Annotated in this window: 25 protein-coding genes and 1 tRNA gene; 13 read left to right on the forward strand and 13 right to left on the reverse strand. The window is 65.4% G+C overall.

Translation table 11 applies throughout. The annotated features are described in order from the left end of the window. Window positions 1-728 (forward strand): UDP-glucose 4-epimerase GalE (galE, locus tag JWM94_RS05925; RefSeq protein ID WP_299423393.1); only part of this gene is annotated, 728 nt, incomplete at its 5' end. Here galE and JWM94_RS05930 read toward each other — a convergent pair. From JWM94_RS05930 to folK, 4 genes are all read right to left on the reverse strand, one after another. Then, window positions 725-2869, reverse strand: coding sequence for a TonB-dependent receptor (locus JWM94_RS05930; protein ID WP_299423398.1), 2145 nt, complete (start codon window positions 2867-2869; stop codon window positions 725-727). The two genes, galE and JWM94_RS05930, sit on opposite strands and share 4 nt — an antisense overlap. Window positions 2870-2956: 87 nt before the next feature. After that, complete coding sequence (locus JWM94_RS05935; protein ID WP_299423403.1) at window positions 2957-3358, reverse strand: hypothetical protein; 402 nt, start codon at window positions 3356-3358, stop codon at window positions 2957-2959. A 60-nt stretch (window positions 3359-3418) separates the two neighbouring features. Continuing rightward, window positions 3419-3494, reverse strand: a tRNA-Lys gene (locus tag JWM94_RS05940). 18 nt (window positions 3495-3512) lie between these two features. Then, window positions 3513-3986, reverse strand: a complete 474-nt coding sequence (folK, locus tag JWM94_RS05945) for a 2-amino-4-hydroxy-6-hydroxymethyldihydropteridine diphosphokinase (RefSeq protein WP_299423408.1) — start codon at window positions 3984-3986, stop codon at window positions 3513-3515. A gap of 26 nt (window positions 3987-4012) precedes the next feature. Here folK and JWM94_RS05950 point away from each other — a divergent pair, with 26 nt between their 5' ends. Continuing rightward, window positions 4013-4669, forward strand: a complete 657-nt coding sequence (locus JWM94_RS05950) for a uracil-DNA glycosylase (protein WP_299423411.1) — start codon at window positions 4013-4015, stop codon at window positions 4667-4669. On the opposite strand, the gene aguB is transcribed toward JWM94_RS05950, so the two are convergent. Continuing rightward, window positions 4666-5517, reverse strand: a complete 852-nt coding sequence (gene aguB, locus JWM94_RS05955) for an N-carbamoylputrescine amidase (protein WP_299423416.1) — start codon at window positions 5515-5517, stop codon at window positions 4666-4668. The two genes, JWM94_RS05950 and aguB, sit on opposite strands and share 4 nt — an antisense overlap. 68 nt (window positions 5518-5585) lie before the next feature. Between aguB and JWM94_RS05960 the strand changes: the two genes are divergently transcribed. Continuing rightward, the gene (locus JWM94_RS05960) at window positions 5586-5987 is read left to right on the forward strand and encodes a low affinity iron permease family protein (protein ID WP_299423420.1); all 402 of its coding nucleotides are present in this window, start codon (window positions 5586-5588) and stop codon (window positions 5985-5987) included. Here JWM94_RS05960 and JWM94_RS05965 read toward each other — a convergent pair. Continuing rightward, window positions 5984-7201, reverse strand: a complete 1218-nt coding sequence (locus JWM94_RS05965) for a UbiH/UbiF/VisC/COQ6 family ubiquinone biosynthesis hydroxylase (protein ID WP_299423424.1) — start codon at window positions 7199-7201, stop codon at window positions 5984-5986. The two genes, JWM94_RS05960 and JWM94_RS05965, sit on opposite strands and share 4 nt — an antisense overlap. A gap of 117 nt (window positions 7202-7318) precedes the next feature. On the opposite strand from JWM94_RS05965, the gene JWM94_RS05970 reads away from it, so the two are divergent. The 4 genes from JWM94_RS05970 to ribA all read left to right on the forward strand — a co-directional run bounded on the left by JWM94_RS05970 (window position 7319) and on the right by ribA (window position 12407). Then, window positions 7319-9598, forward strand: coding sequence for a DNA translocase FtsK (locus JWM94_RS05970; protein ID WP_299423429.1), 2280 nt, complete (start codon window positions 7319-7321; stop codon window positions 9596-9598). A 67-nt stretch (window positions 9599-9665) separates the two neighbouring features. Further along, window positions 9666-10274 carry an outer membrane lipoprotein carrier protein LolA gene (locus JWM94_RS05975; RefSeq protein WP_299423434.1) on the forward strand — a complete coding sequence of 203 codons (609 nt, stop codon included), beginning with the start codon at window positions 9666-9668 and terminating at the stop codon, window positions 10272-10274. Between the two features lie 301 nt (window positions 10275-10575). Further along, window positions 10576-11358 carry an exodeoxyribonuclease III gene (locus tag JWM94_RS05980; RefSeq protein WP_299423438.1) on the forward strand — a complete coding sequence of 261 codons (783 nt, stop codon included), beginning with the start codon at window positions 10576-10578 and terminating at the stop codon, window positions 11356-11358. Beyond that, window positions 11355-12407: a GTP cyclohydrolase II gene (gene ribA, locus JWM94_RS05985; protein ID WP_299423442.1), complete on the forward strand. Its 1053-nt coding sequence runs from the start codon at window positions 11355-11357 to the stop codon at window positions 12405-12407. The genes JWM94_RS05980 and ribA overlap by 4 nt, the downstream gene beginning before the upstream one ends. Here the strand turns inward: ribA and JWM94_RS05990 are convergent. After that, window positions 12404-13066, reverse strand: coding sequence for an HAD family phosphatase (locus tag JWM94_RS05990; protein WP_299423447.1), 663 nt, complete (start codon window positions 13064-13066; stop codon window positions 12404-12406). The two genes, ribA and JWM94_RS05990, sit on opposite strands and share 4 nt — an antisense overlap. After that, window positions 13063-13728 (reverse strand): YggS family pyridoxal phosphate-dependent enzyme, encoded by a 666-nt coding sequence (locus tag JWM94_RS05995; RefSeq protein ID WP_299423452.1) that lies wholly within the window; start codon window positions 13726-13728, stop codon window positions 13063-13065. Before JWM94_RS05995 ends, JWM94_RS05990 begins: the two co-directional genes overlap by 4 nt. A 58-nt stretch (window positions 13729-13786) precedes the next feature. Between JWM94_RS05995 and JWM94_RS06000 the strand changes: the two genes are divergently transcribed. After that, complete coding sequence (locus JWM94_RS06000; protein WP_299423456.1) at window positions 13787-14272, forward strand: thiamine phosphate synthase; 486 nt, start codon at window positions 13787-13789, stop codon at window positions 14270-14272. Between the two features lie 88 nt (window positions 14273-14360). On the opposite strand, the gene JWM94_RS06005 is transcribed toward JWM94_RS06000, so the two are convergent. After that, window positions 14361-15059, reverse strand: coding sequence for a hypothetical protein (locus JWM94_RS06005; RefSeq protein WP_299423459.1), 699 nt, complete (start codon window positions 15057-15059; stop codon window positions 14361-14363). Window positions 15060-15264: 205 nt separating this feature from the next. On the opposite strand from JWM94_RS06005, the gene JWM94_RS06010 reads away from it, so the two are divergent. From JWM94_RS06010 to holA, 4 genes are read left to right on the forward strand one after another with little or no spacing between them, the layout of a single operon-like run. Further along, entirely contained in the window at window positions 15265-15702 is a 438-nt protein-coding gene (locus tag JWM94_RS06010; protein WP_299423464.1) for a DUF3576 domain-containing protein, read from the forward strand. Window positions 15703-15750: 48 nt separating this feature from the next. After that, window positions 15751-18246: a leucine--tRNA ligase gene (gene leuS / locus JWM94_RS06015; RefSeq protein WP_299423768.1), complete on the forward strand. Its 2496-nt coding sequence runs from the start codon at window positions 15751-15753 to the stop codon at window positions 18244-18246. Beyond that, the gene (gene lptE, locus JWM94_RS06020; RefSeq protein ID WP_299423471.1) at window positions 18243-18734 is read left to right on the forward strand and encodes an LPS assembly lipoprotein LptE; all 492 of its coding nucleotides are present in this window, start codon (window positions 18243-18245) and stop codon (window positions 18732-18734) included. The genes leuS and lptE overlap by 4 nt, the downstream gene beginning before the upstream one ends. Further along, window positions 18731-19750, forward strand: a complete 1020-nt coding sequence (gene holA / locus JWM94_RS06025; protein ID WP_299423475.1) for a DNA polymerase III subunit delta — start codon at window positions 18731-18733, stop codon at window positions 19748-19750. Before lptE ends, holA begins: the two co-directional genes overlap by 4 nt. Before the next feature lie 9 nt (window positions 19751-19759). Here holA and JWM94_RS06030 read toward each other — a convergent pair whose 3' ends face one another. Genes JWM94_RS06030 through mnmG form a run of 4 tightly spaced genes read right to left on the reverse strand, consistent with a single transcriptional unit; the run spans window position 19760 to window position 23860 of the window. Further along, window positions 19760-20644: a ParB/RepB/Spo0J family partition protein gene (locus JWM94_RS06030; RefSeq protein ID WP_299423479.1), complete on the reverse strand. Its 885-nt coding sequence runs from the start codon at window positions 20642-20644 to the stop codon at window positions 19760-19762. Beyond that, the gene (locus JWM94_RS06035; protein WP_299423484.1) at window positions 20641-21426 is read right to left on the reverse strand and encodes a ParA family protein; all 786 of its coding nucleotides are present in this window, start codon (window positions 21424-21426) and stop codon (window positions 20641-20643) included. The genes JWM94_RS06030 and JWM94_RS06035 overlap by 4 nt, the downstream gene beginning before the upstream one ends. Then, a complete protein-coding gene (rsmG, locus tag JWM94_RS06040) occupies window positions 21423-22031 on the reverse strand; it encodes a 16S rRNA (guanine(527)-N(7))-methyltransferase RsmG (protein WP_299423489.1) in 609 nt (202 codons plus the stop codon). Before rsmG ends, JWM94_RS06035 begins: the two co-directional genes overlap by 4 nt. Continuing rightward, window positions 22028-23860, reverse strand: coding sequence for a tRNA uridine-5-carboxymethylaminomethyl(34) synthesis enzyme MnmG (mnmG, locus tag JWM94_RS06045; protein ID WP_299423493.1), 1833 nt, complete (start codon window positions 23858-23860; stop codon window positions 22028-22030). Before mnmG ends, rsmG begins: the two co-directional genes overlap by 4 nt. Between mnmG and JWM94_RS06050 the strand changes: the two genes are divergently transcribed. After that, window positions 23822-24751: a hypothetical protein gene (locus JWM94_RS06050; protein ID WP_299423497.1), complete on the forward strand. Its 930-nt coding sequence runs from the start codon at window positions 23822-23824 to the stop codon at window positions 24749-24751. The two genes, mnmG and JWM94_RS06050, sit on opposite strands and share 39 nt — an antisense overlap. Window positions 24752-24782: the final 31 nt, after the last annotated feature.

The raw sequence follows: 24782 nt of genomic DNA on the forward strand, positions 1-24782 counted from the left end.
ATTATGAGAACAATACGGTGAAGAGCCGCTCCTTGATCGAGAGCGCGGTCAAAGGCGGGGTGCGTCACTTCATCTTCTCCTCGACCGCGGCGACCTACGGCATTCCCGATGCGGTGCCGATCGACGAGGATGCGCGCACCCGGCCGATCAACCCCTATGGCTGGTCCAAGCTGATGACCGAGCAGAAGCTCGCCGACACCAGCTTCGCTTTTCCGATCAACCATTGCGCCCTGCGTTATTTCAATGTCGCAGGCGCGGATCCGCAGGGCCGTTCGGGCCAGTCGACCGCCGGCGCCACCCATCTGATCAAGGTCGCGGTCGAGGCTGCGATCGGCAAGCGCAGCCATGTCTCGGTCTACGGAACCGATTACGGCACTCCGGACGGCACCGGAGTGCGCGACTATATCCATGTCAGCGATCTCGCCGCGGCCCATGTCGACGCGCTCGACAAGCTCATCGCGACTCCGGACCAATCCTATGTGATGAATTGCGGCTACGGCCGCGGATTCTCGGTGCTCGAAGTGCTCGACGCGGTCGACCGGGTCACCAACCTGCACATCGAGCGCAAAATGGAAGGGCGCCGCGCCGGCGACCCCGCCGAACTCGTCTCCGACAACCGCAAAATCCTCGCCACGCTGCCGTGGCGGCCCAAACACGACGATCTCGACGCGATCGTCCGCGACGCGCTGGCGTGGGAGCGCAAGCTTGCCGAGCGGGGTGACGCCTAGAAGCTCTTGCTCACCCCCACGAAGAACGCCCTGCGCTGGCCGAACTGCGGCGCGCCGACGCCGATACCCGAACCGTCGCGGATTTCGTAGATATGATCTCCTATGTTGAAAATATCGGCGCGGATGTCGATGCCGGGCCGCTTGAAGGTGTGGCTGAGCGTCAGGTTGAACACCGCATAAGGAGGCAGCTTGCCGCCATTGGGCACCGCGCCATCCTTTCGCAGACCAGATCCGTAAATCATGCTGCCGCCGATATTGGTTCCCGCCAGCACGCCGCCGTCGAAGCGGTACGATAGCCCGGCCGACCCCGTGTAGGTCTGATCGTGGTCGAGATAGATGAAATGGTTCTGGATATAAGCGAGGTCGGCCGGATCGAAATTGAACTGGCCCGACACGATGTTTTCGCCCTTGGCCTTGGCGTAGGAGAAATTGGCGTACGCCAACAATGGCCCTTTTTTGTAATTGATGTTGCCCTCGATCCCGTCGATCCGCCCCTTGCCGTAGTTGAACGGCGTCAGGATGATCGGTGCGCCGAACTGGCCTTCGTCGATCAGGTTGCGCGAGCGGCGGTGATACGCATCCAGCCCGATCAGGATCGATTCGCCGATTTTCTGCTGAAAACCGACGTCGAAATAATCCTGGCGCTCGGCATAGGGCGTGTCGCCGGTCAGGCCGGGCGCGGCGGCGCTGGTGCCGACGAACTTGGCGACGCTGGTCGCCGCGATATTGGCAAACGGCGGCGGCGAGAAATAACGCGCATAGCCGACGTGCAGCGTGGTCCCGCCGCTCGGTTTCCAGACCGCATTGATCCGCGGGCTGAATTGCTGCTCCGACCGGAACCCCGTGTAGCGATCGAACCGGCCGCCAAAATTGATCGTCACGCCGGCAAGCGGATTCCATTCGTCCTGTAAGTAGGCGCTATAGGTCCATTCGGTCGCGGCGCCGTTGTCGACGATGGTGAATGGCTGGCCGGTCTGGTTGCCGCCGGCATCGACCGGGAAAACCTGGGTCGATGTGCGGCTGATGCCGCGATCGCGCGTTATGACGATCCCGCCGCGCAGCGTGTGCGCGCCACTCAGCTTATAGACGCCTTCGATCTGGCCGCCGGTGGTGAAATCGCGCTTGGTGGCGCGTTGTGCCAGCCCGTTGAACAACAGTTCGCCGAGCGTATCGGGGAAATAGTCGAGCGTCGAATATCGCGCGAACAACGATCCCTGCACGGTAAATGGTCCGGCGCTGTGGAGCAGGCTGAGGATGCCGAACCCGGTGCGCTCGTTCTGGCGTTCGTTCAGGTCGTCGCTTAGAAAGTCTGTGCGTCCACCGACATTGTAGGTGCCGTCGGGTTGGAGACCGCGCGGGTTGGGAATCTGGAACCGCTGGCTCGAATAGCCGCCGATCAACGACACACGGTCGTTATCGCCAATCGTCTTGTCGGCATAAGCGAACGCCTGATATTGATCGGTACGGTTGTGCAGCGAGGTGCGCCCGGGATCGACCGCCTCGATGCCGAGGTCGCTGCGCTTGTAGCTGCCGGTCAGGAAGTAGTTGGTCGTGCCGGTCGACCCGCCATATTCGATACTCGGCTCGATGGTATTGTTGCTACCGCCGTAGATTGAGACGTCGCCGCCGTTCTTGAACCCGGTCTTGGTCGTGATATCGACGATGCCAGCCGTGCGCAGGCCATATTGCGCCGGGAGAGCGCCGGTCCTGAGGTCGAACTGGTCGACTAGCTGCGGCGACAGCGTCTGGCCGAACACCGCAACGCCTTCGGGCAGAATCGTGCCGTTGATGCGATATTGCAGATTGTTGTGATCGGCGCGGACATGGAACTGGCCGAACCCGTCCTGCACGACGCCGGGCAGTTGGAGCAGGATCTTGTTGAGCTGCTGCTTGTCGCCACCGGGCAGCTCGGTAATCGTTTCATTCGAGATCGTGTAGGTGGTCGCGCCCAAGCTTGGCTGGATCGAGGCACGCGCCTTGTCGAGGTGCCCTGTGATGACGATGTCGCCGGCGGCCGGGGCGGTGGCGGTGGCAGTCGGGGCAGTCGCCGGCGGCGGAGGCGCGGCGGGTGCGTCCTGAGCGTAAGCCAGCGCGGGCGCCAGCGCCGCGATGGCGGCGCCGATCAACAATGTATTTCGCATGATATCTCCAATCTTCACGAGCCTGGGTCGGTCGGCGGGATAACCGTCGACCAAGCGGCAGTCGGGACTGCCGCAATCGTCTGTCGGTCAGGTCGTGAAGATGGGTGGTGCGCGACTTCGCCACGCGTGCGACGACGCGTGAAGCGCGAGTGGCGGCAAGGAGGCCGCCGCATAGTGGTACGCCACGCCGACGGGCGCGACGATCGTGATCGATCCACTCAGCAAATAGGCGCCGAACAGCGCCTTTTCTTCGCATAGCGGGCAGGCCGGAGCGGCCGGATCCTGCTTTTGGCCATCCACCGCCACGGTGGCTACGCTTGTCGATGCAGCCGCAGCCGACGTGCGATCCACACCGAAGTGCGCGTGAGTCTGGGTCGCAAACCCCTGGAAGAGCAGCGCAACGACAAGCCACAGCAGCGCGAACCGCCGCCCGGGTCGGGCAAACCGCCCGGCGAAGGGCTCAGGTAAAGAGGCGATCGACTGCGTCACTCCGGAGCCCGTTATGATACATTGTCTCTGACGACAACCCCTCCATGCCGGAAAGGGCACTGGTGGGCCCGTCGGGACTCGAACCCGAGACCTACAGATTAAAAGTCCGTTGCTCTACCAACTGAGCTACGGGCCCGCACCAGAGCCGCGGCGCTTACGCGAGGCGCGCGCGCCGGGTCAACCGCGCGGCGATCTGGCGCACGATCAGGCCGGTCAGCGGGTCTCGCCAGCCAGGGGCGATCTGTACCAGCGGATCGAGCACGAAGCGGCGTGCGCGAAACGCCGCATGCGGGATCGTCAGGCGATCATCGTTCCAGACGCCCTCGGACCACAGAATGATGTCGAGGTCGATCACCCGGTCGCCCCAGCGTCGGCCCCGGCGGCGCCCGAAGTCCGCCTCGATCGCCTGGAGCCGGTCGAGCAGGGCGAGCGGGTGTTCGTCGCTATCGATCAACGCCGCGGCATTGACGAAGCGCCGCAACGACGGGCCGAGCGGTGCGGTGCCGATCATCGCCGACACCGCGACAACCCCGCCGATCGCCGCCAGCGCGGCGCGCACCTCGTCGGCCGGGCCGCCGTGGCGGCCGCGCCGGTTCGATCCCAAGGCAATGACAAAACTGGACGGCATGACGCCACAGCGCCTACCGCTAAGCCGTGAACTTTGCATCCAGCCCGTTGCCCCACACCGAACCGCCGCACGATTGCCCTTTATGCCTGCGGCTGGTGGCGTTTCGCGAGGAACTGCGTGCCGAGCATCCCGATTGGTGGAACGCGCCGGTGCCCGCGTTCGGCGACTCGGACGCATGGCTATGCGTCATCGGCCTCGCGCCGGGCAAACACGGCGCCAACCGCACCGGGCGGCCGTTCACCGGCGACTTTGCCGGCGACTTGCTGTTCGCGACGCTGGCAAAGTTCGGGCTGTTGACGGGGAGCTATGCCGGCACGCCCGACGACGGGGTCGGGCTGACCGGCGCGATCATCTGCAATTCGGTCAAGTGCTTGCCGCCCGCGAACAAGCCGGTACCGGCCGAGATTCACGCCTGCCGCCCGTTCCTCGCGAGCCAGGTCGCGGCATTGCCCAACGCGCGCGTCTTCATCGCGCTCGGCCAGATCGCGCATCAATCGGCGGTCAAGGTGCTCGGCGGCAGGCTGCCCAAATGCCGTTTTGGACACCTCGCCGAACATCGCATGCCCGACGGCCGCATGCTGATCGATAGCTACCACTGCTCGCGCTATAACCAGAATACCGGTCGGCTGACGGCCGAGATGTTCGAAGCAGTGTTCGCGCGCGCGATGGAATTGCGCCTTTAGATGTCCTCGATCAACCGCCCGTACAGATCGGGCCGGCGGTCGCGGAAGAAGCCGAATGCGGCGCGGTGGCGCTTGACGCGATCGAGGTCGAGGCCCGCGACGATGACGCCTTCCTCCTCGCGGTCGAGTTCGGCGAGGATGTCGCCGCGTTCGTCGGCGATGAAGCTGGTGCCGTAAAAGGTCTGGCCGTGCTCCACCCCGACGCGGTTGGCGGCGACAATCGGGACCACGTTCGACACCGCATGCCCGACCATCGCCCGCCGCCATAATCGCGCCGTATCGAGGCTGGTGTCGTGCGGCTCGCTGCCGATCGCGGTGGGGTAGAATAGAACGTCCGCGCCCATCAGCATCATCGCGCGCGCGGTTTCGGGATACCATTGGTCCCAGCAAACCCCGACGCCCAGCGTCGTGGCGTCGGGGCCGTCCCACACCTTGAACCCGGTATTGCCGGGGCGGAAATAGAATTTCTCCTCGTACCCCGGCCCGTCGGGGATGTGGCTCTTGCGGTAGACGCCGGCGACCTTGCCGTGGGGTCCCACCATCGCGAGACTGTTGTAATGGTGCGGCCCGTCCGCCTCGAAGAAGCTGGTCGGGATCCATACCTTCAGCTCGGCGGCGAGCGCCTGCATCGCCACGACCGACGGATGCTCGGCGGTGGGTTTGGCATTGGCGAACAGCCCCTCATCCTCGATTCGGCAGAAATATTCGCCTTCGAACAGTTCGGGCGGCAGGATCACCCGCGCGCCCTGGGCATGCGCCTCGCGCACCAGGCGCGCGACGTTGGCGATGTTGCGCTCGGTGTCGGTGGTAAAGCCGAGCTGGAGCGCGGCGACGGTGATCTGGGTCATGATCGTTGTCATAGCCTCGGCGCGGTCAAAGTGGCAGTCCCCCCGACAGTGTTGACGGGAGACGGGCGATGGAACGGCTATTTGAGACGGTAGCGGGCAAGGTATCCGGTTGGGCCGGACGTCCCCCCGCATTCATTCTGGCGCTGTCGGTGATCATCGTCTGGGGCGTAACGGGTCCGATCTTCCATTATTCGGACACATGGCAGCTGATCATCAATACCGGCACCACCATCGTCACCTTCCTGATGGTGTTCCTGATCCAGAATGCGCAGAACCGCGACGGATCGGCGATCCAGGCCAAGCTCGACGAAATCATCCGCGCGACCACCGACGCGCGCAACGGCTTTATCGGGATCGAGAATCTGATGCAGGAGGAGCTCGAGGAGCTCAAGGTCGCGCTCAAGAAGGAATGCGGCGACGACGAAGGCGGCAACCACGAATCGGTCGAGCGGCTGCTCAATCGGCTTTAGACGGTCAGCCCTGCGAGCAATTTGGGCAAGGCGCCCGATTCGCCCCGCGCTTCGCGGATGAAGCGGTCCTTGAGTGCGGGCGAGCGCTGCACCGCCGACAGGCCAAAACGCCGCGCGGCATTAGCCGTCTCGCCGGGGATACCGAACAATCGCGTCAGCCCGTCGGTCGCGAGACTCACCATGAACGTGTCGAGGCTCCGCCAGCGCTGGTAGCGTTTGAGCAAGGCAGGATCGCCCGGATCGAGCCCGATGCGCTTGCCGTCGACCAGCACCTCGACCAGCGCCGCGACGTCGCGGAATCCGACATTGACGCCTTGCCCCGCGATCGGATGGATACCGTGCGCGGCGTCGCCGACCAGCGCCAGCCGCTCTGCGGTGATCGTTGCGGCATGATGGAAGCCGAGCGGATAGCCGAAGCGCGGGCCTAGCCAGGTCAGTTCACCCAAAAACCCGCCCATCTTGCGCGTCAGTTCGGCGAGATAGCCGCGCTCGCCCAGTTTCTGCATGCCCGGAGCTTGGCGCGTGCGTACCGACCAAACGATCGCCGAGCGATGCCCACGATCGTCATCGACCAGCGGTAGGATCGCGAACGGCCCCTCGGGGTAGAAAATCTCGTAGGCGACGTTTTCGTGGCTGCGCTCGTGGCCGATCGAGGTGACCAGCGCGACATGGTCGTAGCTCCAGCGCGCGACGTTTAGCCCTGCCGCCTCGCGCGTCGGCGAATTGCGTCCCTCCGCCCCGATCAGCAAGCGCGCGCGGACCTGGCCGCCATCGCTGAGCGTCGCGCGAACTCCGGAGTCGTCTCGCACGACTTCGAGCGCGCGGATTTTCATGCGTAGATCGACATGCGGCGCGGCGTTCGCGGCATCGAGCAACGCCGCGCGCAAGTCGCGATTCTCGACCATCGTCCCCAGCGCGTCTTCGCCGTCCTGCGGCACGAAATCGAGCGCACCGGGCTTCAGTCCGTCGCTGACGCGAATTCCCTCGATCGGACAACCCTTGCCGGCCAACCGTTTGGCCACGCCGATCGCTTCGAGCATCCGCATCGGCGCGCTGGCAATCGCCGAAGCGCGCCCATCGAACCCCGCCGCGGTCACCACCGCCGGATCCGCAGGATCGACGACGATACTGGTCAGCCCGTGCGCGTCGAGCGCCACCGCCAGCGCGCTGCCGACCAGTCCGCCGCCGAGGATGAGGATGTCCGCCTGACTCATGCCCGCCGCCCTAGCGCGCGTCCGCGCCGCCCACAATCACGACTGCTTGACGCGGGACTCGCCAGGCGCGAGAATCTAGCGCGAACGAACAGCGGACATTTCGGGGGTATATCGATCATGGCGAGCCGCGCGCAGCCGCCGCTCTGGCGCGAGACAGTGAAGGCCGGCGCCGCGCGCGGCTGGGCGATGGTCGGCGCGATCGCGGTTTTGGCGCTGACGCTGGCGCTGGCCGCCGCACTCCTGACGTATCATTCGGGCGACCCATCGCTGAGCACTGCCGCGGGCGGCCCCGCCGAGAATCTGCTCGGTACGCCCGGCGCGTTCGTCGCCGACCTCGCTTTCTCGATCCTCGGCCTGCCCGTCGCCGGGCTGCTCGCGGTCGGCGCGCTCTGCGGCTGGCGGTTATGGCGCGACGAACCGGTCGGGCGCTGGGGACGAATGCTGGTCATCGCCACGGCCGGCGCCGCCTTGGTCGCGACCGCGCTCGCTTTCTATTCGACCGCCGCGTCGCTGCGCTGGCCGGCCGGGCTCGGCGGCGTGGTCGGGATGGCGATCGCGGGCGGGCTCGATTGGCTGATCACGCTCATCGGCAATGCCACCGCAATCCTGTGGACCGAACGGCTGGTTGCGCTCGCGCTCGGCATCGCCGGCGTGGTGGTCTGGTTCACCAGTCTCGGCATCGGGTTGCCCCGCCTACCGCGAATCGAGCGGCGTGCGGCCAAAACCGAATTGCTGACCGATCAACGCGCGGTTCCCGAACAGCTTATCCGCCAGCCGCGCGCGGTCGCCTTGCCCGACAATCGACCCGGCCCGGTGATCGCCGAGCGCAATGCCGCCGTGGTTCAGCCCAAGCCGGCGCGTGGACCCAAGCAGACCAGCCTCGATCTGCGCGACAATTACCGCTTGCCGACGATCGACTTGCTCAAGCCGCCGCCCCCCGCCGCCGGCGGCCCGATTGATCGGGCCGCGCTCGAACGCAACGCGCGGCTGCTGGAGACCGTGCTCGACGATTTCCACGTCAAGGGATCGATCATCGAAGTGCGACCCGGCCCGGTGGTGACGATGTACGAGCTCGACCCCGCGCCGGGCATCAAGGCGAGCCGCGTGATCCAGCTCGCCGACGACATCGCACGCAACATGTCGGCGATCTCGGCCCGAGTCGCGACCGTCCCAGGGCGCACGGTGATCGGGATCGAATTGCCCAATGCCAAGCGCGAAACCGTAAGCCTGCACGAAATGGTCGCGAGCGACACGTTCGAGGACCAGTCAGCGTCGCTGCCGCTGATCCTCGGCAAGAACATCGCCGGCGATCCCGTCGTCGTCGATCTCGCGCCAATGCCCCACCTGCTCGTCGCTGGCACCACCGGGTCGGGCAAGTCGGTCGGGCTCAACTGCATGATCCTGTCGCTGCTCTATCGGCTGACCCCCGACCAATGCCGGCTGATCCTGATCGATCCCAAGATGCTCGAGCTGAGCATGTACGAGGATATCCCGCATCTGCTCGCCCCGGTCGTGACCGATCCGGCCAAGGCAATTCGCGCGCTCAAATGGGCGGTCGAGCAGATGGAGGAGCGATATCGCCAGATGTCGTCGGTCGGCGTGCGCAGCCTCGCCAGCTTCAACGACAAGGTGCGTGCGGCCAAGGCCAAGGGCCAGCCGCTCGGGCGCAAGGTCCAGATCGGGTATGAAAACGGCAAGCCGGTGTACGAGGAGGAACAGCTCGACTTCTCCCCGCTGCCGCAGATCGTCATCGTCGTCGACGAACTCGCCGATTTGATGATGACGGCGGGCAAGGAAGTCGAATTCCTGATCCAGCGGCTGGCGCAGAAAGCGCGCGCCGCCGGCATCCACCTGATCATGGCGACTCAACGGCCGTCGGTCGATGTCATTACCGGCGTGATCAAGGCCAATTTGCCGACGCGGATCAGCTTCAACGTCACCAGCAAGATCGATTCGCGCACGATCCTGGGCGAGCAGGGTGCCGAGCAACTGCTCGGCAAGGGCGACATGCTGTACATGGCGTATGGCAAGCAAATCAGCCGCGTGCACGGGCCGTTCGTGTCCGATGACGAGGTCCGCGCAGTTGCCGATCACTGGCGCGCGCAGGGACAACCCGATTACGTCCAGTCGGTCACCGAGGAAAACGACGACGGCTTCGCGCTCGACGGTGCGCCGCTCGGCGAGGATTCGGCCGAGGACCAGCAATATCGCGGGGCGATCCAGCTAGTGGTCGAAAGCCAGAAAGCCTCGACCTCATGGCTCCAGCGCCAGATGCGGATCGGCTATAACTCGGCCGCGCGGCTCATCGAACGGATGGAAAAGGATGGCATTGTCGGGCGACCCGATCACGTCGGGCGGCGCGAAGTGCTGCGCGACCGGGATGGCAACCCATTATAGGCTGCCGCGTTCAGAGCGGGTTCAAGCCCGTACCGCCAAGGCATGCGGCATCTTCAGGAGAATTCTCGTGACGTCTCGCGCCCTTGCGCTGCTTTCCCTCCCCGCGCTGATCGCCGCGGCACCATCAACCTCGCCCGAGCTCGCCAAGGTTCAGGCGCATTTGTCGGCGGTACAGTCGATGACCGCGGCATTTACTCAGACCGACCGCAACGGGAAGATGCTGACCGGCACGTTGTCGCTCAAACGTCCGGGCAAGATTCGCTTTCAGTATGAAAAAGGCGTGCCAATCCTGGTTGTCGCCGATGGCAATTCGCTGTGGTTCCTCGATTATTCGGTGAAGCAGAAGCAGCGTTGGCCAATCGGCGGCTCGCCGCTGGGCGTGTTGCTCGATCCGAGCAAGGACATCGGCCGCTTCGCTAAGGTGGTGCCGACCGCCGATCCGTCGATCCTGTCGGTTGAGGCGAACGATCCCAAGCATCCCGAATATGGGCGGATCACGATGATCTTCGAAAAGAACGGATCGGCCCCCGCCGGGCTGATGCTGATCGGCTGGGTCGCGCTCGACGCTCAGAACAACCGCACGACGATCCGGCTGTCGGGACAGAAGTTCAACGTGCCGATTTCCGATGGAACGTTCCGCTTCAACGACCCGGCGCCTGCGGGTCCGCGAAAATAACAAGTCCGTTCATCTGGGCGACAGCTTTGCCCGACTAATACAGTCCTCGCGGATGTGGGGCGGTTCGGGATTTTCCCCCTGTTGCCTGAAACGGCCCATCTCCCGCCTGCGTGACGAACGCTAGGTCGGCCCTCGCTCCATGCCCCCGGAGCGGGGGCCTTTCCATGCGCAGGGCGAACGGCGGCCACGCCGCCAATCTTGCCCAAGCACGACCGGCGCTGCTGCGCAGCGTCCGACGACGCGGCTTTGCCGCGGCGCCTTGAGGGTGACGAACCGCTCCCGACCCCCTAAGTCCTTTCCCGTGAAGATCGTCTCCTGGAACATCAACTCGGTCCGCTTCCGCATCGAGATCGTCGAACGGTTCCTGCGCGAGGTCGCGCCCGACATATTGTGCCTCCAGGAAACCAAGGTGATCGACGAGGATTTCCCGCAGGAAGCGTTTCGGCGGCTCGGCTACAAGACGATCATCCTGCACGGGCAGAAGATGCACCACGGCGTCGCAATCCTGAGCCGCGTGCCTTTGGCCGAGGACGATCGGTTCGACTGGCAAGCCAATCGCGAAGCGCGGCATGTCGGCGTGAGGCTAGCCAATGGCGTGCGGCTGGAGAACGTCTATGTGCCCGCTGGCGGTGACGTGCCCGACCGTGAGGCGAATCCGAAATTCGGCCAGAAGCTCGATTTCGTCGAGCGGATGACAGCGTGGTCGGCGACGCTCGATTGCCCGACGATTCTGGTCGGCGACCTTAACATCGCGCCGCTTCCCGCCGACGTGTGGAGCCACAAGGCGTTGCTCAAGGTCGTCAGCCACACGCCGGTCGAGGTCGACGCGCTCAACCGGCTCAAGGATTCGAACTCGTGGGTCGATCTCGGCCGGCATTTCCATCCCGCGCCCGCGCGGCTGCACACATGGTGGAGCTATCGTTCGCCCGACTGGACGGTCAACGATCGCGGGCGGCGGCTCGATCATATGTGGGCGACCGCCGATGTCGCGGCCACCGCGACCGCGCACACGGTATTCGAGTCGTGCCGCAACTGGCTCAAGCCGTCGGACCACGTCCCGATCCTGACCGAGTTCGATTTGTGAGCGCGCGCGACGTTGCCCGGGCGATCGATTCGCTGCGGCGCGGTTGGCCGATCGCGATTCGCGGGGCGGGCAAGCCTGTGGGGCTGCTGGCGATCGAGACCGCCGATGCCGGACGGCTCGTTGCGTTCGACCCAGCAGGCAATTCGCCGATCTTGCTGTCGGCGGGGCGCGCCGCCACGCTGAAGCTCGCCAACCAGATCGAGGCCGCCATCCCCGATTCGCCGGTGTTGGTCGAGCGCACTTTCTGGATCGATTTCGACTGCGCGGTGGCGCTCGCCGACCCGCAGCTCGACATGGCGACCCCGATGAAGGGGCCGTTCCGCGCAATCCCCGTATCCGACCGCGACGTCATGGCGGCGGCGCTGGGATTGGCGCGGACCGCGGGCGTGCTCCCCGCCTTTTTTGTCGGCGCAGCGCCCGCCGAAATTGTATCCATCGCCGACATTGAGGACTTCGAAGACCCGATCCATCTCACCATCTCCGCCCGGGCCAAGCTGCCGGTCGCGGGATCGGAAAAATCCGAGATCGTCGCCTTCCGCTCGCCCGATTCGCCTGGCGAGCACATTGCGCTGATCGTCGGTCGGCCCGACGGCAACCCGCCGCTCGTCCGCCTTCACAGCGAATGCCTGACCGGCGACGTACTCGGCAGCCTCAAATGCGATTGCGGACCGCAGCTCCACGCCGCGATCCATGCGATGGAGGGGACCGGCTGGGGAATCCTGCTTTATCTGCGGCAGGAGGGCCGCGGGATCGGGCTGGTCAACAAATTGCGCGCCTATGCGTTGCAGGACCAAGGGTTCGACACGGTCGATGCCAACACGCGCTTGGGGTTCGCGGTCGATGCGCGCGATTTCCGCGTCGCGGCGCGGATGCTCGATTTGCTCGGCCAGACGCGGATTCGGTTGCTGACCAACAACCCGGAGAAGGTCCGGGTGCTTGAGCAGGCGGGAATCGCCGTTACCGAACGCGTGCCGATCGCGCTGCCGCCCAACCCGTTCAATGCCAAGTATCTCGCGACCAAGCGCGATCGCACCGGACATCAACTCTAGGCGATAAACCGCGTGACCTCGGCAAAGTCGCTCGCGACGATATCGACGCCGACCGCGCGCAATCGCTCGGCATGGTCGGGCGCGCAATGCGAGCCGGCGCACAGCCCGATGACATAGCCGCCCGATGCCACCGCCCCCGTCGCACCGACGATCGAATCCTCGATGATCGCACAGTCGGCGATCGCGACGCCGAGCCGGTCGGCAGCGTAGAGGTAGAGGTCGGGGGCGGGCTTGCCGCGCGTGACATGCTCGCGGCCGCTATAGACGTGATCGCCGAACGCATCGGCTAGGCCGATATGGTCGAGGTGTCGGCGGATCCACTTGGTCGAACTCGACGATACCACCGCCTTGGGCAAATCGGCGGGGAGCGATTCGACGAAATCGACTGCGCCGGCGACCTCGCCGATCCCCTCAGCCATGACACGCTCGTCCTCGGCGGCGCGCGCGGTGTGGAAGTCTTGCGGTAACGGCCGGTCGATCCACGCCTCGACCTTGGCCAAGAAATCGACCCCAGCATAACCCATGAAATTGGCCATCGACTGTTCGGGCGTGGTCGGGTGGCCGATCCGCGTCAAATATTCCGCGATCTGCTTGTTGCCGATATATTCGCTCTCGATCAGCACACCATCGAAGTCGAAGAGCAACGCCTTAAATCTCATGCGCGTGCGCCGAACAGCGCCGACCCGACGCGCACATGCGTCGCGCCAAGCGTCACGGCAGTGTCGAAATCGCTCGACATCCCCATACTGAGCCCGGCCAGGCCATGATAGCGCGCCAGCTTGGCGAGCAGCGCGAAATAGGGTGCTGGCTCGACGCCGGCCGGCGGCAGCGCCATCAGCCCCGCGAGCGGAAGGTCGGCAGCGCGCGCTTCCTTCAACAACGCAGGCAGGTCGCCAACCAGCGCACCGCCCTTTTGTGACTCGTCGCCAATATTGACCTGTACGAAACAGGCTGGTCGCTTGTCCGCCGCGTCCATCGCCCTGGCCAGCGCGGTCACTAACGACGCGCGGTCAACCGAGTGAATCTCGTCGAACAGCGCCACTGCCTCGGCTGCCTTGTTCGATTGCAATTGACCGATCAGCGCGAGGCGGATGCTGGGATGTTGCTCGCATAAGGCGGGCCACTTCGCCTGCGCTTCCTGCACGCGATTCTCGCCGAACACGCATTGCCCGGCGGCGATCAGGGGCTCGATCGCCTCGACGGGATGCGTCTTGGATACCGCGATCAGTTCGACCGCGTCGCTGCGGCTGGCGAGCCTTTGCGCGCGCTGGATCTGATCGTGGACGCCGGCGAGCCGCGCGGCGGGGTCGTCGGTCGTCATAGTGCGCGCTATAGGCAGGGTCGTGCTGCGCCGCCAACCCCTCCCACGCCTATGGTTGATGACCGACGAGCGCCAGGGCGACGATTTATGGCGCGCGCTCGCGCGACTGCCGCGGGGAAGCGGTGTCGTGTTTCGGCATTATGCCACGCCCGCATCCGAGCGACGACGGGTGTTCGCGCGGGTGGTGCGGATCGCGGGGGTGCGCCGGCTGGTGGTGGTGCGCGCGGGCGACTGGTGCGGGCTGGGCGCGGATGGGGTGCATAACGGACGCGGACGCGGGTTGCGAACGGCATCGGTGCATTCGCGGGCCGAGGCGGTCGAAGCGGTGCGCCGCGGGGCGGAATTGGTGTTCGTGTCGCCGGTGTTCGCGACTCGGTCGCATCCGGGGGCGACCGCGCTGAGCGCACGAGGCGCGCAGGATATTGCTCGCGGATTGCGGGTAGTCGCGATTGCGCTTGGTGGGATGAATGCAAAGAATTTTCGACGACTAGCCGGCTTTTATGGCTGGGCCGCGATCGACGCCTGGGGCAGCGACGCGAAATAAATTCGCGTCGTCGGCCGAGCCGTAGGCTCGCCGGCCGGACTTTTTCTGCTTTGTCGCTATTTAGCTACCGCTAAGTCGCGGCAGAAAGTCAGAACTTAAACGTCGTCCCGACATAGACCGCCTGGCTGTCACCGCGACGATCATCGACCAAGGGCGCCAAACGGTCACGATCCTGCGCCTTGTAACGCACCCCGGCGGTCACATCGATGTTGCGGCGGAGCGAATAGGCGCCGCCGACATTGATCATCTGGGGCGTATCGGTGACCAACCCGGCATCGGTCGGCGGACGGTCGGTCACGGCCTTCAGCTTCGACGGCTTGCTCAGATTGAAGCCCGGCTCGATCCGACGCCCGCTGGGCGAAGTGCCGAGGTCCACCTTTGGCGCGTCGCCGGGGACGCTGAGCCGCTTGGCGGCGGTGGTCGCGGCGAGGTTGTACGCGATCGGCGCGACGCCGACCGACGGCGGCGCGACGTCGCCGCCCAGCCCACGCAGCGTAACGATTCCCGCCTTGGGCGTATTGATTTGCAACGCGGTCGCCACCGGACGGCGTCCGCCGCTGGTATCGGCGGGGGTGAAGCGGAATGCCGCATTGCCAATCCCGTTGCGCGCGATCAACGCGGCCAGTTTGGGATCGGCCGACGCCGGGGTAAAGAAAATACGCTGCGGAAGGAACGACTTGGGCGTACGATGCGCCGTATCCGGCGTGCCGAATGCAGGCATCGCGAACGCGCCGGCGACGGCAAGCGCCCCGACCATCGTTCCGACAATTACCCGCTTTGCGACCACAACGAATCCCTGCGACTCTTATTTGAGACTCGCTGTATCACGGATCGTTCCGCCGCCGCCACCGCAGATACGCGTTTTCGCAGAGAGTGTTGCATCATGTCCACATGACGGGCGCCGGGCGCGGCCACTTTATGCGCGCTTGCGGCGCGGCCTTGAGCATCTATAGAAGCACGGGCATCCCTTGTCTGTGTCAGGAACCCCGTCGATGACCCGTTTGCGCTACGCCGCGTATCTGGCCCTGCTGCTGCCGCTCGCCGCCTGTGGCGGCGGGAACAAGTCGCGCATGAAGGCGGATATCGCCGCGTCCAAAGTGACCACGATCGGCGTCAACGCCGATCTGTGGCGCGCCAGCCTCGACACGCTGAGCTTCATGCCGCTGGTCCAGACCGACTCGAACGGCGGCGTCATCGTCACCGACTGGTACGTCAATCCGTCGTCGCCGGCCGAGCGGATGAAGGTGACCGTGACGATCCTCGACCAGGATCTGCGCGCAGATGCGGTGCTCGTCGCGGCGCTACGACAAGTCAACCAGGGTGGCCAGTGGGTCGCGGCCCCCGTCCAGGCGGCGACCGTCCAGAAGCTCGAGGACATCATCCTTACGCGCGCGCGCGACCTGCGTCGCGCCGCCGTTACGCCTCAATAAAGAGAACAACCCCGGTGGGCGGGTAATGCCCGCCCAACAGGAACAACGATCATGTCACGCTTCAATCCACTGAAGGCCGACGCCCAGTGGCAAAAGGTGTGGGACGAGCGCCAGACGTTCGCCGCGCGTGACGATAGTCCGAAGCCCAAAAGCTATGTGCTCGAAATGTTTCCGTACCCCTCGGGACGGATCCATATGGGGCACGTCCGCAACTACACGATGGGCGACGTGCTGGCGCGCTACCGCCGGATGAAGGGGATGGAAGTGCTCCACCCGATGGGGTGGGACGCGTTCGGCATGCCGGCCGAGAACGCCGCGATGGAAAAGGGCGTCCATCCCGGCGGCTGGACCCGGCAGAATATCGCAACGATGAAGGCGCAGTTGAAACGGCTGGGCTTCGCGCTCGACTGGAGCCGCGAGCTGGCGACATGCGAGCCCGGTTATTACGGCCACGAACAGGCGCTGTTCCTCGACATGTTCGCGCACGGGCTGGTCTATCGCCGCGAATCGTCGGTCAATTGGGACCCGGTCGACATGACCGTGCTGGCCAACGAGCAAGTCATCGACGGGCGCGGCTGGCGGTCGGGCGCTTTGGTCGAGAAGCGCAAGCTGAGCCAGTGGTTCCTCAAGATCACGCAATTCGCCGACGAACTACTGGCCGGTTTGGGCGAGCTCAAGCATTGGCCCGACAAGGTACGGCTGATGCAGGAAAACTGGATCGGCAAGAGCCAGGGGTTGCAGTTCCGCTGGACGATGAGTGACGGCGGCGAGGTCGAGGTGTTCACCACGCGCCCCGACACGATCTTCGGCGCGAGCTTCGTCGCGGTCGCGGCGGACCATCCGATCGCGCAGGCGGTTGCGGCGGGTAATGCCGAAGCCGCCGCGTTCATCGAGCTGTGCAAACAGGGCGGGACCACCGCCGCCGAGCTCGAGACGCAGGAAAAACTCGGCTTCGACACCGGGCTGACCGTCGTGCATCCGTTCGATCCCGCGATTCGCCTGCCAGTCTACATCGCCAATTTCGTGCTGATGGACTACGGGACCGGCGCGGTGTTCGGCGTGCCGGCGCACGACCAGCGCGACTTCGAGTTCGCCAGCAAATACGGTCTCACCATCCGCCGAGTCGTGTCCGACGGTGACAAGACCGATCCCGGCTTTGCCGAGGCCGAAGCCTGGTCGGGTCCGGGCACGCTGGTCAATTCGCATTTCCTCGATGGGATGGATGTCGAGGACGCCAAGCGCGAAGTGATTACCCGCGCCGAGGCCGGCGGCTGGGGGCACGGCACCACCGTGTTCCGCCTGCGCGACTGGGGCGTCAGCCGTCAGCGTTACTGGGGCACGCCGATCCCCATCGTGCATTGCGGCGCGTGCGGCGCGGTGCCGGTGCCGCGCGATCAATTGCCCGTATTGCTGCCCGAGGACGTGTCGTTCGACATTCCGGGCAATCCGCTCGACCGCCATCCGACGTGGAAGCACGTTGCGTGCCCGTCGTGCGGCGGCGAAGCGCTGCGCGAGACCGACACGCTCGACACGTTCGCCGATTCGTCGTGGTATTTCATCCGCTTCGCCAGCCAGCCCAAGGACAGAGCGTTCGACCGCGCGGTTGCCGAGCAATGGCTGCCGGTCGGGCAATATATCGGCGGGGTCGAGCATGCGATCCTGCACTTGCTCTACGCGCGCTTCTGGACGCGCGCGCTCAAGCATATGGACATGCTCGACGTGGCCGAGCCGTTCGCCGGGCTGTTCACGCAAGGGATGGTGACGCACGAAACGTACAAGTCGGCCGAGGGCAAATGGCTTGCTCTGGGCGAAGTACGCGACGGCAAGGAAATTTCTACCGGCAAGCCGATCACGGTCGGCCGCATCGAGAAGATGTCGAAGTCGAAGAAGAACACGATCGATCCCGAGCCGATCGTCGACCAATACGGTGCTGACGCGACGCGCTGGTTCATGCTCTCCGATTCGCCGCCCGAGCGCGACCTGCAATGGTCGGAAAGCGGGATCGAGGGCGCGTGGCGTTTCACGCAGCGGCTGTGGCGGCTGGTCGAAGCGATCGAGGATGCGCAAGGCACCGATGCCGCGCTCGACCGCAAGCTGGCGCAGACCATCGCCGGCGTTGCGACCGACATCGAAGGGCTGCAGTTCAACAAGGCGGTCGCCAAGCTGTACGAACTGGTCAATGCGATCGAGAAGGCCGCGCCGTCCGCGTCGCGCACCGCGGCGACCAAGGCGCTGGTCCGATTGGTCGCGCCGATGACCCCGCATCTCGCTGAGGAAGCTTGGGCCGCAATGGGCGGCGCGGGGCTGATCGCCGACGCCGATTGGCCGGTGTATAACCCCGCCTTGCTGGTCGAAGACGAAGTGACGATCGCGATTCAGGTCAACGGCAAATTGCGCGATACGCTCGTCATGCCAAAGGGTAGCGACAAGGCGGTGGTCGAAGCTGCAGCACGCGCCAACACGCATGTGATTCGCGTTCTCGACGGCGCCGAACCGAAGAAGGTGATTGTCGTGCCCGATCGTCTGGTCAATCTGGTGGCATGAAGCGACTCGCCATCCTCCTCGCCCTCGCACTCCCCGCCTGCGGGCTGCACCCGCTCTACGAAGGCGGGGGATCGGGGACGGTCGCGCGCGGGCTCGCGCAGATCGAGGTCGCGCCCATCGCCGGCAAGTCGGGCTACCTGATGAGCAATGCGCTCCGCGACCGACTACCCAACCGCGGCGACGGCGCGGCGAAATACCGGCTCGAAATCAAGCTCGACGATTCGATCGTCGGGCTCGGCGTGCGCAGCGACAATACCATTACGCGCGAGCGCCGGTCGCTGCGCGCGCGCTATCAACTGGTCGACGCCGCGACCGGCGAGACGTTGCTCGACGCGACCGCCGGGTCGGACGCCGGGATCGACGTCGTCAGTTCGGAATATGCGACGATCGCCGCCGAAAACACCGCGCAGGAAAACCTGTCCAATATCGTCGCCGATCAGATCGTGACGCGCATCGCGATCTATACGCGCCGCACCGCGGACAAGTGAAAGCTTCGGAGAATCAATTAGTTAACGCGCTCGACGCGGCCTCGCCCGCGATCCGGTTGTACGTGCTGCACGGCCCCGATGAGTCGGGCGCCGCCGAACATGCCGCCCGGCTCGGCCGCGCGCTCGGCACCGATGCGGAGAAGGTCGCGATCGACGGGTCGGCGCTGAAGGGCGATCCCGGCCGCGTGACCGACGAGGCGCGCTCGCTCGCGCTGTTCGGCGGGCGGCGCTGGATCCTGGTGAGCGGTGTCGGCGACGATGCGCTCGAGGCGGCGCGGTTGCTGATCGCCGAGCCGCAGGTCGAGCACCCGGTGGTGATGCTCGCGCCCGGATTGCGCACGACGTCGAAGCTGACCCAGTTCGCGGTCGCCGAGCCCGCCGCGATGAGCTTCGCCTGCTACGTCCCCGACGGCGCCAACGCCGAGCGAATGGTCGCGGGAATCGCGCGCGAGCACGGGTTGCGCCCGACCCAGAACGCGGCGCGGCGGCTGATGAGCGCGTCGAACGGCGACCGCGCGGTGATTGCGCGCGAAGTCGAGAAGCTCGCGCTGTACCTCGATGCCGCCGCCGATCGCCCGCGCGAGCTGGACGAGGATGCGCTCGACGCCTTGGGGGCCGAGCTGGGTGACGCGCAGATGTCCGACGTCATCGACGCCGCGCTCGAGGGCCGCGTCCGCGATATCGCGCGCGCGCTCGGCCGGTTCGCCGATTCGGGCGGCGCGGCGATCCCGTTGCTGCGCCAGACGGTCCGCAAGCTGATGGCGCTCGCGGCGATGCGCGGCGAGGTCGAGAGTGGCAAGTCCGCCGCCGCCGTCGTCAAGGCGCGCCACGTCCATTTCCGCGAAGTGGCGGGAACGGTGCGTCAGGTCGAACGCTGGAAGTCGGCCGAGATCGCCGCGGCGATCGACCGGCTGCGCCGCGCCGAACGCGCGCAGATGGCGTCGGGCGGCGCCGGGGAAATATTGTCCGACGTGGCGATCACCGAGACCACGCGCGCCGCCGCAAGAGCGCGGTAGATCAACGGCTTAGAGCGGTTCGCCGGTCAGCCGCTGACACACCATATCGAGCTGGTCGAGCGTCGAATAGCTGACCGTCAACGTTCCGCCCTTCGGGCCGTAGCCGATCTTCACGCCAAGCCCGATCACGTCGCTCAATTGGCGTTCGAGCGCGGCGATATCGGCGTTGCGCCCGCTGCCGCCACTATTCGATCCGCCCCCAGCGTCGCTATTTTTGGCCGACCGCGCCAGCCGCTCGGTGTCGCGGACCGATAGCCCCTTGGCGACGACCTCGGCGGCGAGCCGCTCGACATCGGGCGCGCCGATCAATGCGCGGGCGTGCCCCATGTCGATCCGCCCATCGACCAGCAGCGCCAGGACGCTTTCGGGAAGGTCGAGCAATCGCAACAGGTTGGCAATGTGACTACGCGATTTATGGACCAGTTTGGCGAGCGCGTCCTGGGTATGCCCGAACTCGGTGATCAGCCGCTTGTAGGCGTCGGCTTCTTCGACTGCGTTGAGGTCGCGGCGCTGGATATTTTCGAGCAGCGCGATCTCGAACGTCTCGGCATCGTCGAGCTCGCGCACGATGACCGGCACCTCGTGGAGCCGCGCGCGTTGCGCCGCGCGCCAGCGCCGCTCGCCGGCGACGATCTGGTAGTAGCGGCCGTGTGGACGTACGAGGATCGGCTGGAGCACCCCGCGCACCGCGATCGATTGCGACAGCTCGTCGAGCGCGGCATCGTCGAACGCGCGGCGCGGCTGGCCCGGCTGCGGGGTCAGCGCGCCGACCGGCATCATGCGAATCCCTGCAGATGCGTCGCCGCTCGTCGGCACCGGTTCGGCGGCGATATCGCCAAGCAAGGCATTGAGCCCGCGACCGAGGCCGGGACGGGGCTTGCGCGCTTCGCTCATGCCGCGATCGCCGGCTGGGCAGGGGGCAAGCGCGTGATCAGCTCGCGCGCGAGCGCCATATACGCCTCCGACCCCGAGCAGCGATAATCGTAGATCAGCGCCGGCACGCCGTGGCTCGGCGCTTCGGACAAACGCACGTTGCGCGGGATCACCGTGTCGAACACCACCTTGCCAAGCACCGCACGGACGTCCGACGACACTTGCTCGGTCAAACGGTTGCGGCGGTCGTACATCGTCAACGCGACGCCGAGGATGGCGAGCCCCGGATTGAACCTCGAGCGGATCCGTTCGACGGTGCTCAACAGCTGGCTAAGCCCTTCCAAAGCAAAGAATTCGCACTGCAGAGGGACCAACAGAGAATCGGCGGCGACCATCGCGTTGATCGTCAGCAGACCTAGCGACGGCGGACAATCGATCAGCACGACGTCCCAGCGATCGTCGGTCGCCGACAGCGCATGGTCGAGCCGATGCGTGCGCTCCTCATAATCGACCAGCTCGATTTCGGCGCCCGAGAGGTCGACGGTGGCCGGTACGATGTCGAGCTTGGGCACCGCGGTCGCGATTACCGCATCGGCAACGCTGGCTTGGCCGATCAGCACTTCATAACTCGAAATCGTCCGCGCTACGCGATGAATGCCGAGCCCGGTCGAGGCATTCCCCTGCGGATCGAGATCGACGATCAACACCCGCTTGCCGGTCGCGGCGAGCGCGGTGCCGAGGTTGATCGCGGTCGTCGTCTTGCCGACCCCGCCCTTCTGATTGGCGACGGCGATGACCGTCATCGCCGCCTCACGCCGCGCGCGACGACGATCGCTGAATCGGGGTTGGTGATGCTCTGTTCCACGTGGAACACTCCATGCCACGTCCGCCGCGCCTCCGCCACCTCCTCGTCCGCGCTCTTTCCCTTCGGCAACAGCCAGATCGTCTCATTATTGGCGCATTGCGCGGCGGAGACGAACAAGGAATCGATCCGTGAAACGGCGCGCGCGGAGATGACCTTGGCCTTGTCGCGCACCGATTCCACCCTGGCCGCGATCACCGTGACCTCTTTCAGTCCGAGCGTGACGGCTGCATCACGCAGGTAATCCGCCCGCAATCGGCGCGGCTCGATCAATATCATTTCGCGCGCGGGTTCGACCGCCGCGACGGCCAGTCCGGGGAAACCCGCGCCGCTGCCGACATCGATCCACACGCCTTCCGGTCCCAAGGCCACCAGTTGCAGCGAATCGACGATGTGCCGCGCCCAGATCGTATCGAGCGTCGATCGCGCGACGAGGTTCTGGCGTTCGGCTTCTGTGGTGACGATTGTCGCCAATCGCTCGAGCCGGTTCATCGCCGCCGAATCGAACCGCGCCGCGGCCCATGTGCGAGCCTCGTCCTCAGTCACGCAGCGCGCCGATTGGCATGGAGTAGGATCGCGGTCAGCGCTGCCGGTGTGATTCCCCGGACTCGACCCGCCGCTGCCAGCGTCGCCGGTCGCGCGACGGCCAAGCGCTCGACCATTTCGGCCGAAAGGCCGGGGATCGCGGCGAAGTCGACATCGCCGTCAAGCACGACACGTTCGCTGGCGCGCAATTCGGCGACCTCGGCCTCCTGCCGCTCGACATACGGCGCATAACGGGCGTCGTCGATCGCCTCCGCCACGATTGGCGTCATAGCGTCGGCCAGATCGGGGACGACATCCGCCAGTTCGACGGAAGCGAAGCGCAGCCATTCGCGCGCGCTGCGGCGCGCGCCGTCCTGCGCAACGCCGGCATGCACAAGCTGACTAGCGGTCAGCTGCGCGGCAAGAGCTTGGTCGACCGCTTCCCGCTCGGCGCCGCGCGCCCGGACATGGCGGAGCCGTTCGTCGCCGAGCAATCCGGTCGCTTCCGCACTCGGTGACAGCCGTGTCTCGGCATTGTCGGCGCGCAGCCGCAGGCGGAATTCGGCGCGTGCGGTCAGCATGCGATAGGGTTCGGTGACCCCCTGCAGCACCAGATCGTCGATCATGACGCCAAGATAGCTTTGGGTGCGGTCGGGGAGGAACGGGCGGAGCCCAAGGGCCAGCGCCGCGGCGTTCGCCCCCGCGACGAGACCCTGCGCCGCTGCTTCCTCATAGCCGGTCGTACCGTTGATCTGTCCCGCGCAGAACAGGCCGGGCAGCGCAGCCAGTTCGAGCCGGTGGTCGAGCGCGCGCGGATCGAGATGATCATATTCGACTGCATAGCCGAACGCCGTGATCGACGTTCTCTCCAGCCCCGGGATTGATGCGATCAGCGCGGTTTGCGCATCGGCGGGGAGTGAGGTCGAGATGCCATTGGGATAGACGGTCGAGTCGTCGAGTCCCTCGGGCTCGAGGAATATCTGATGCCCATCACGGTCGCCGAACCGGTGCACCTTGTCCTCGATCGACGGGCAATACCGTGGCCCCACGCCCTCGATCGCCCCGGCGAACAACGGCGATCGGTCGAGCGCGGCGCGAATGATATCATGCGTCCGCTCGGTGGTTCGCGTGATCGCGCAGGCGAGCTGGGGGAGGGGTCGGCCGCGCGACAGCGGCGACATCGTCCAAGGATCGTCGTCGGACGGCTGGCGCTCGAGCCGCGCCCAATCGATTGTCTTGCCACCCAGCCGTGGCGGCGTGCCGGTCTTGAGCCGTGCCATCGGCAAGCCGAGCGCGCGCAATTGGGCCGCCATCGCGGTCGCGGCGCGCGCTCCCAGCCGACCGCCGGTTTCACGGTCATCGCCACGAAACATCCGCCCCCCAAGAAAGGTCCCGGTGGCGAGCACGACCGCTGGCGCCGTAATGCCGGTGCCGTCAGCAAGCACGACACCAGCCACTGCATCGCGCCGGATGATCAAGGTTGCCACTTCGCCGGCAATTAGTTCGACCGATTCATGGGCTTTGAGCAGTGTGCGCACCGCCGTCGCAAAGCGTTTGCGGTCGGCTTGTATGCGGGGGCCGCGGACTGCCGCTCCCTTGCTGCGGTTGAGCATGCGATAATGGATCGCCGCCGCGTCCGCCGCTCGCGCGATAATGCCGTCGCAAGCATCGACCTCCCGAACCAGATGACCTTTGCCAAGTCCGCCAATGCTGGGATTGCACGACATCGCGCCGATATTGCTGGCGTCGAACGTTACCAATGCCACACGCGCGCCGCGCCGCGCCGCCGCTGCGGCGGCCTCGACGCCGGCATGGCCGCCGCCGACAATAATGACATCGAACCCGTTCATGCCGGCGCAGCTAGCAGCTTGTTCCACGTGGAACACTCATTTTCGGCATTATGTAGCAAACGCACCAAGATGAAGGCACTAGCCCTCATCGTCGCACTGTTTGTCATCGTTTGCGGTGCAGGGAGCGCGCGGGCGTTAGGTGTAGCACCAAAAGGGGTGGTCCAAGGGTATCAGCCGCTCAACCGATGGCTCATACCGTTGTACAAGACGGTGGACGTGGGCACGTCCGTCGGAATCGACGTAGTTAATCTGCCAAAATACGAGCATATCGGCCTCATCAGCCAAAACCTCGGCAACCCTGCCAGCGGGCAATGGTACATCGTTGGGGGCGGTGCTGCCCCAGCCCCGCTCAGGCGCGACATTCCAATTTACCGGGCGGAGTTCAATGACGGCGGGAAGGCCATGGTCATCCTCTTTGTCGAGAATGCGTACCAAGACGCCCCATTCTTTCAGCCACGCGGGCCCTTTCCCAAAATTTCCCCAATTGAACTCATATCCGTACCCCTCAAGGTTCGGCTCTTTGAGGTTTATCGAACTCTGGGTAAGCAACATATGAGGGCGATCCGCGCCCTCTATGGCTTTCTCAGCGGCAAGAGCGCTGCGTTGAGCGGCTTCAGTGGCCCGCAACGTCAAAATGATCGTGGCACCCAGACCCATGATGCTGACGAGACCAACCCAGAACCCACGTTCTGTCCACAGGGCGCTGCTTTCAGCGGCCCGCGCTGCCTTCCATTGAGCGCACAGATCGGATTCCTCGCGCCCCTTTGGCTGTGTGCATGGCTCGCGATATTCAACGGGCTTGGCCTTATCGGCAAGCGCCGCATTAGCGGCCTCTGGATCGCCGGGGGCATAGCGGTAGGACTGATACCGCTCTTGCTCGGGATAATTTAGCGCAGTGATGTAAGCGCCCGTACAGAACGCA

This window comes from Sphingomonas bacterium, from assembly GCF_028289855.1.
Lineage (GTDB): Bacteria > Pseudomonadota > Alphaproteobacteria > Sphingomonadales > Sphingomonadaceae > Sphingomonas.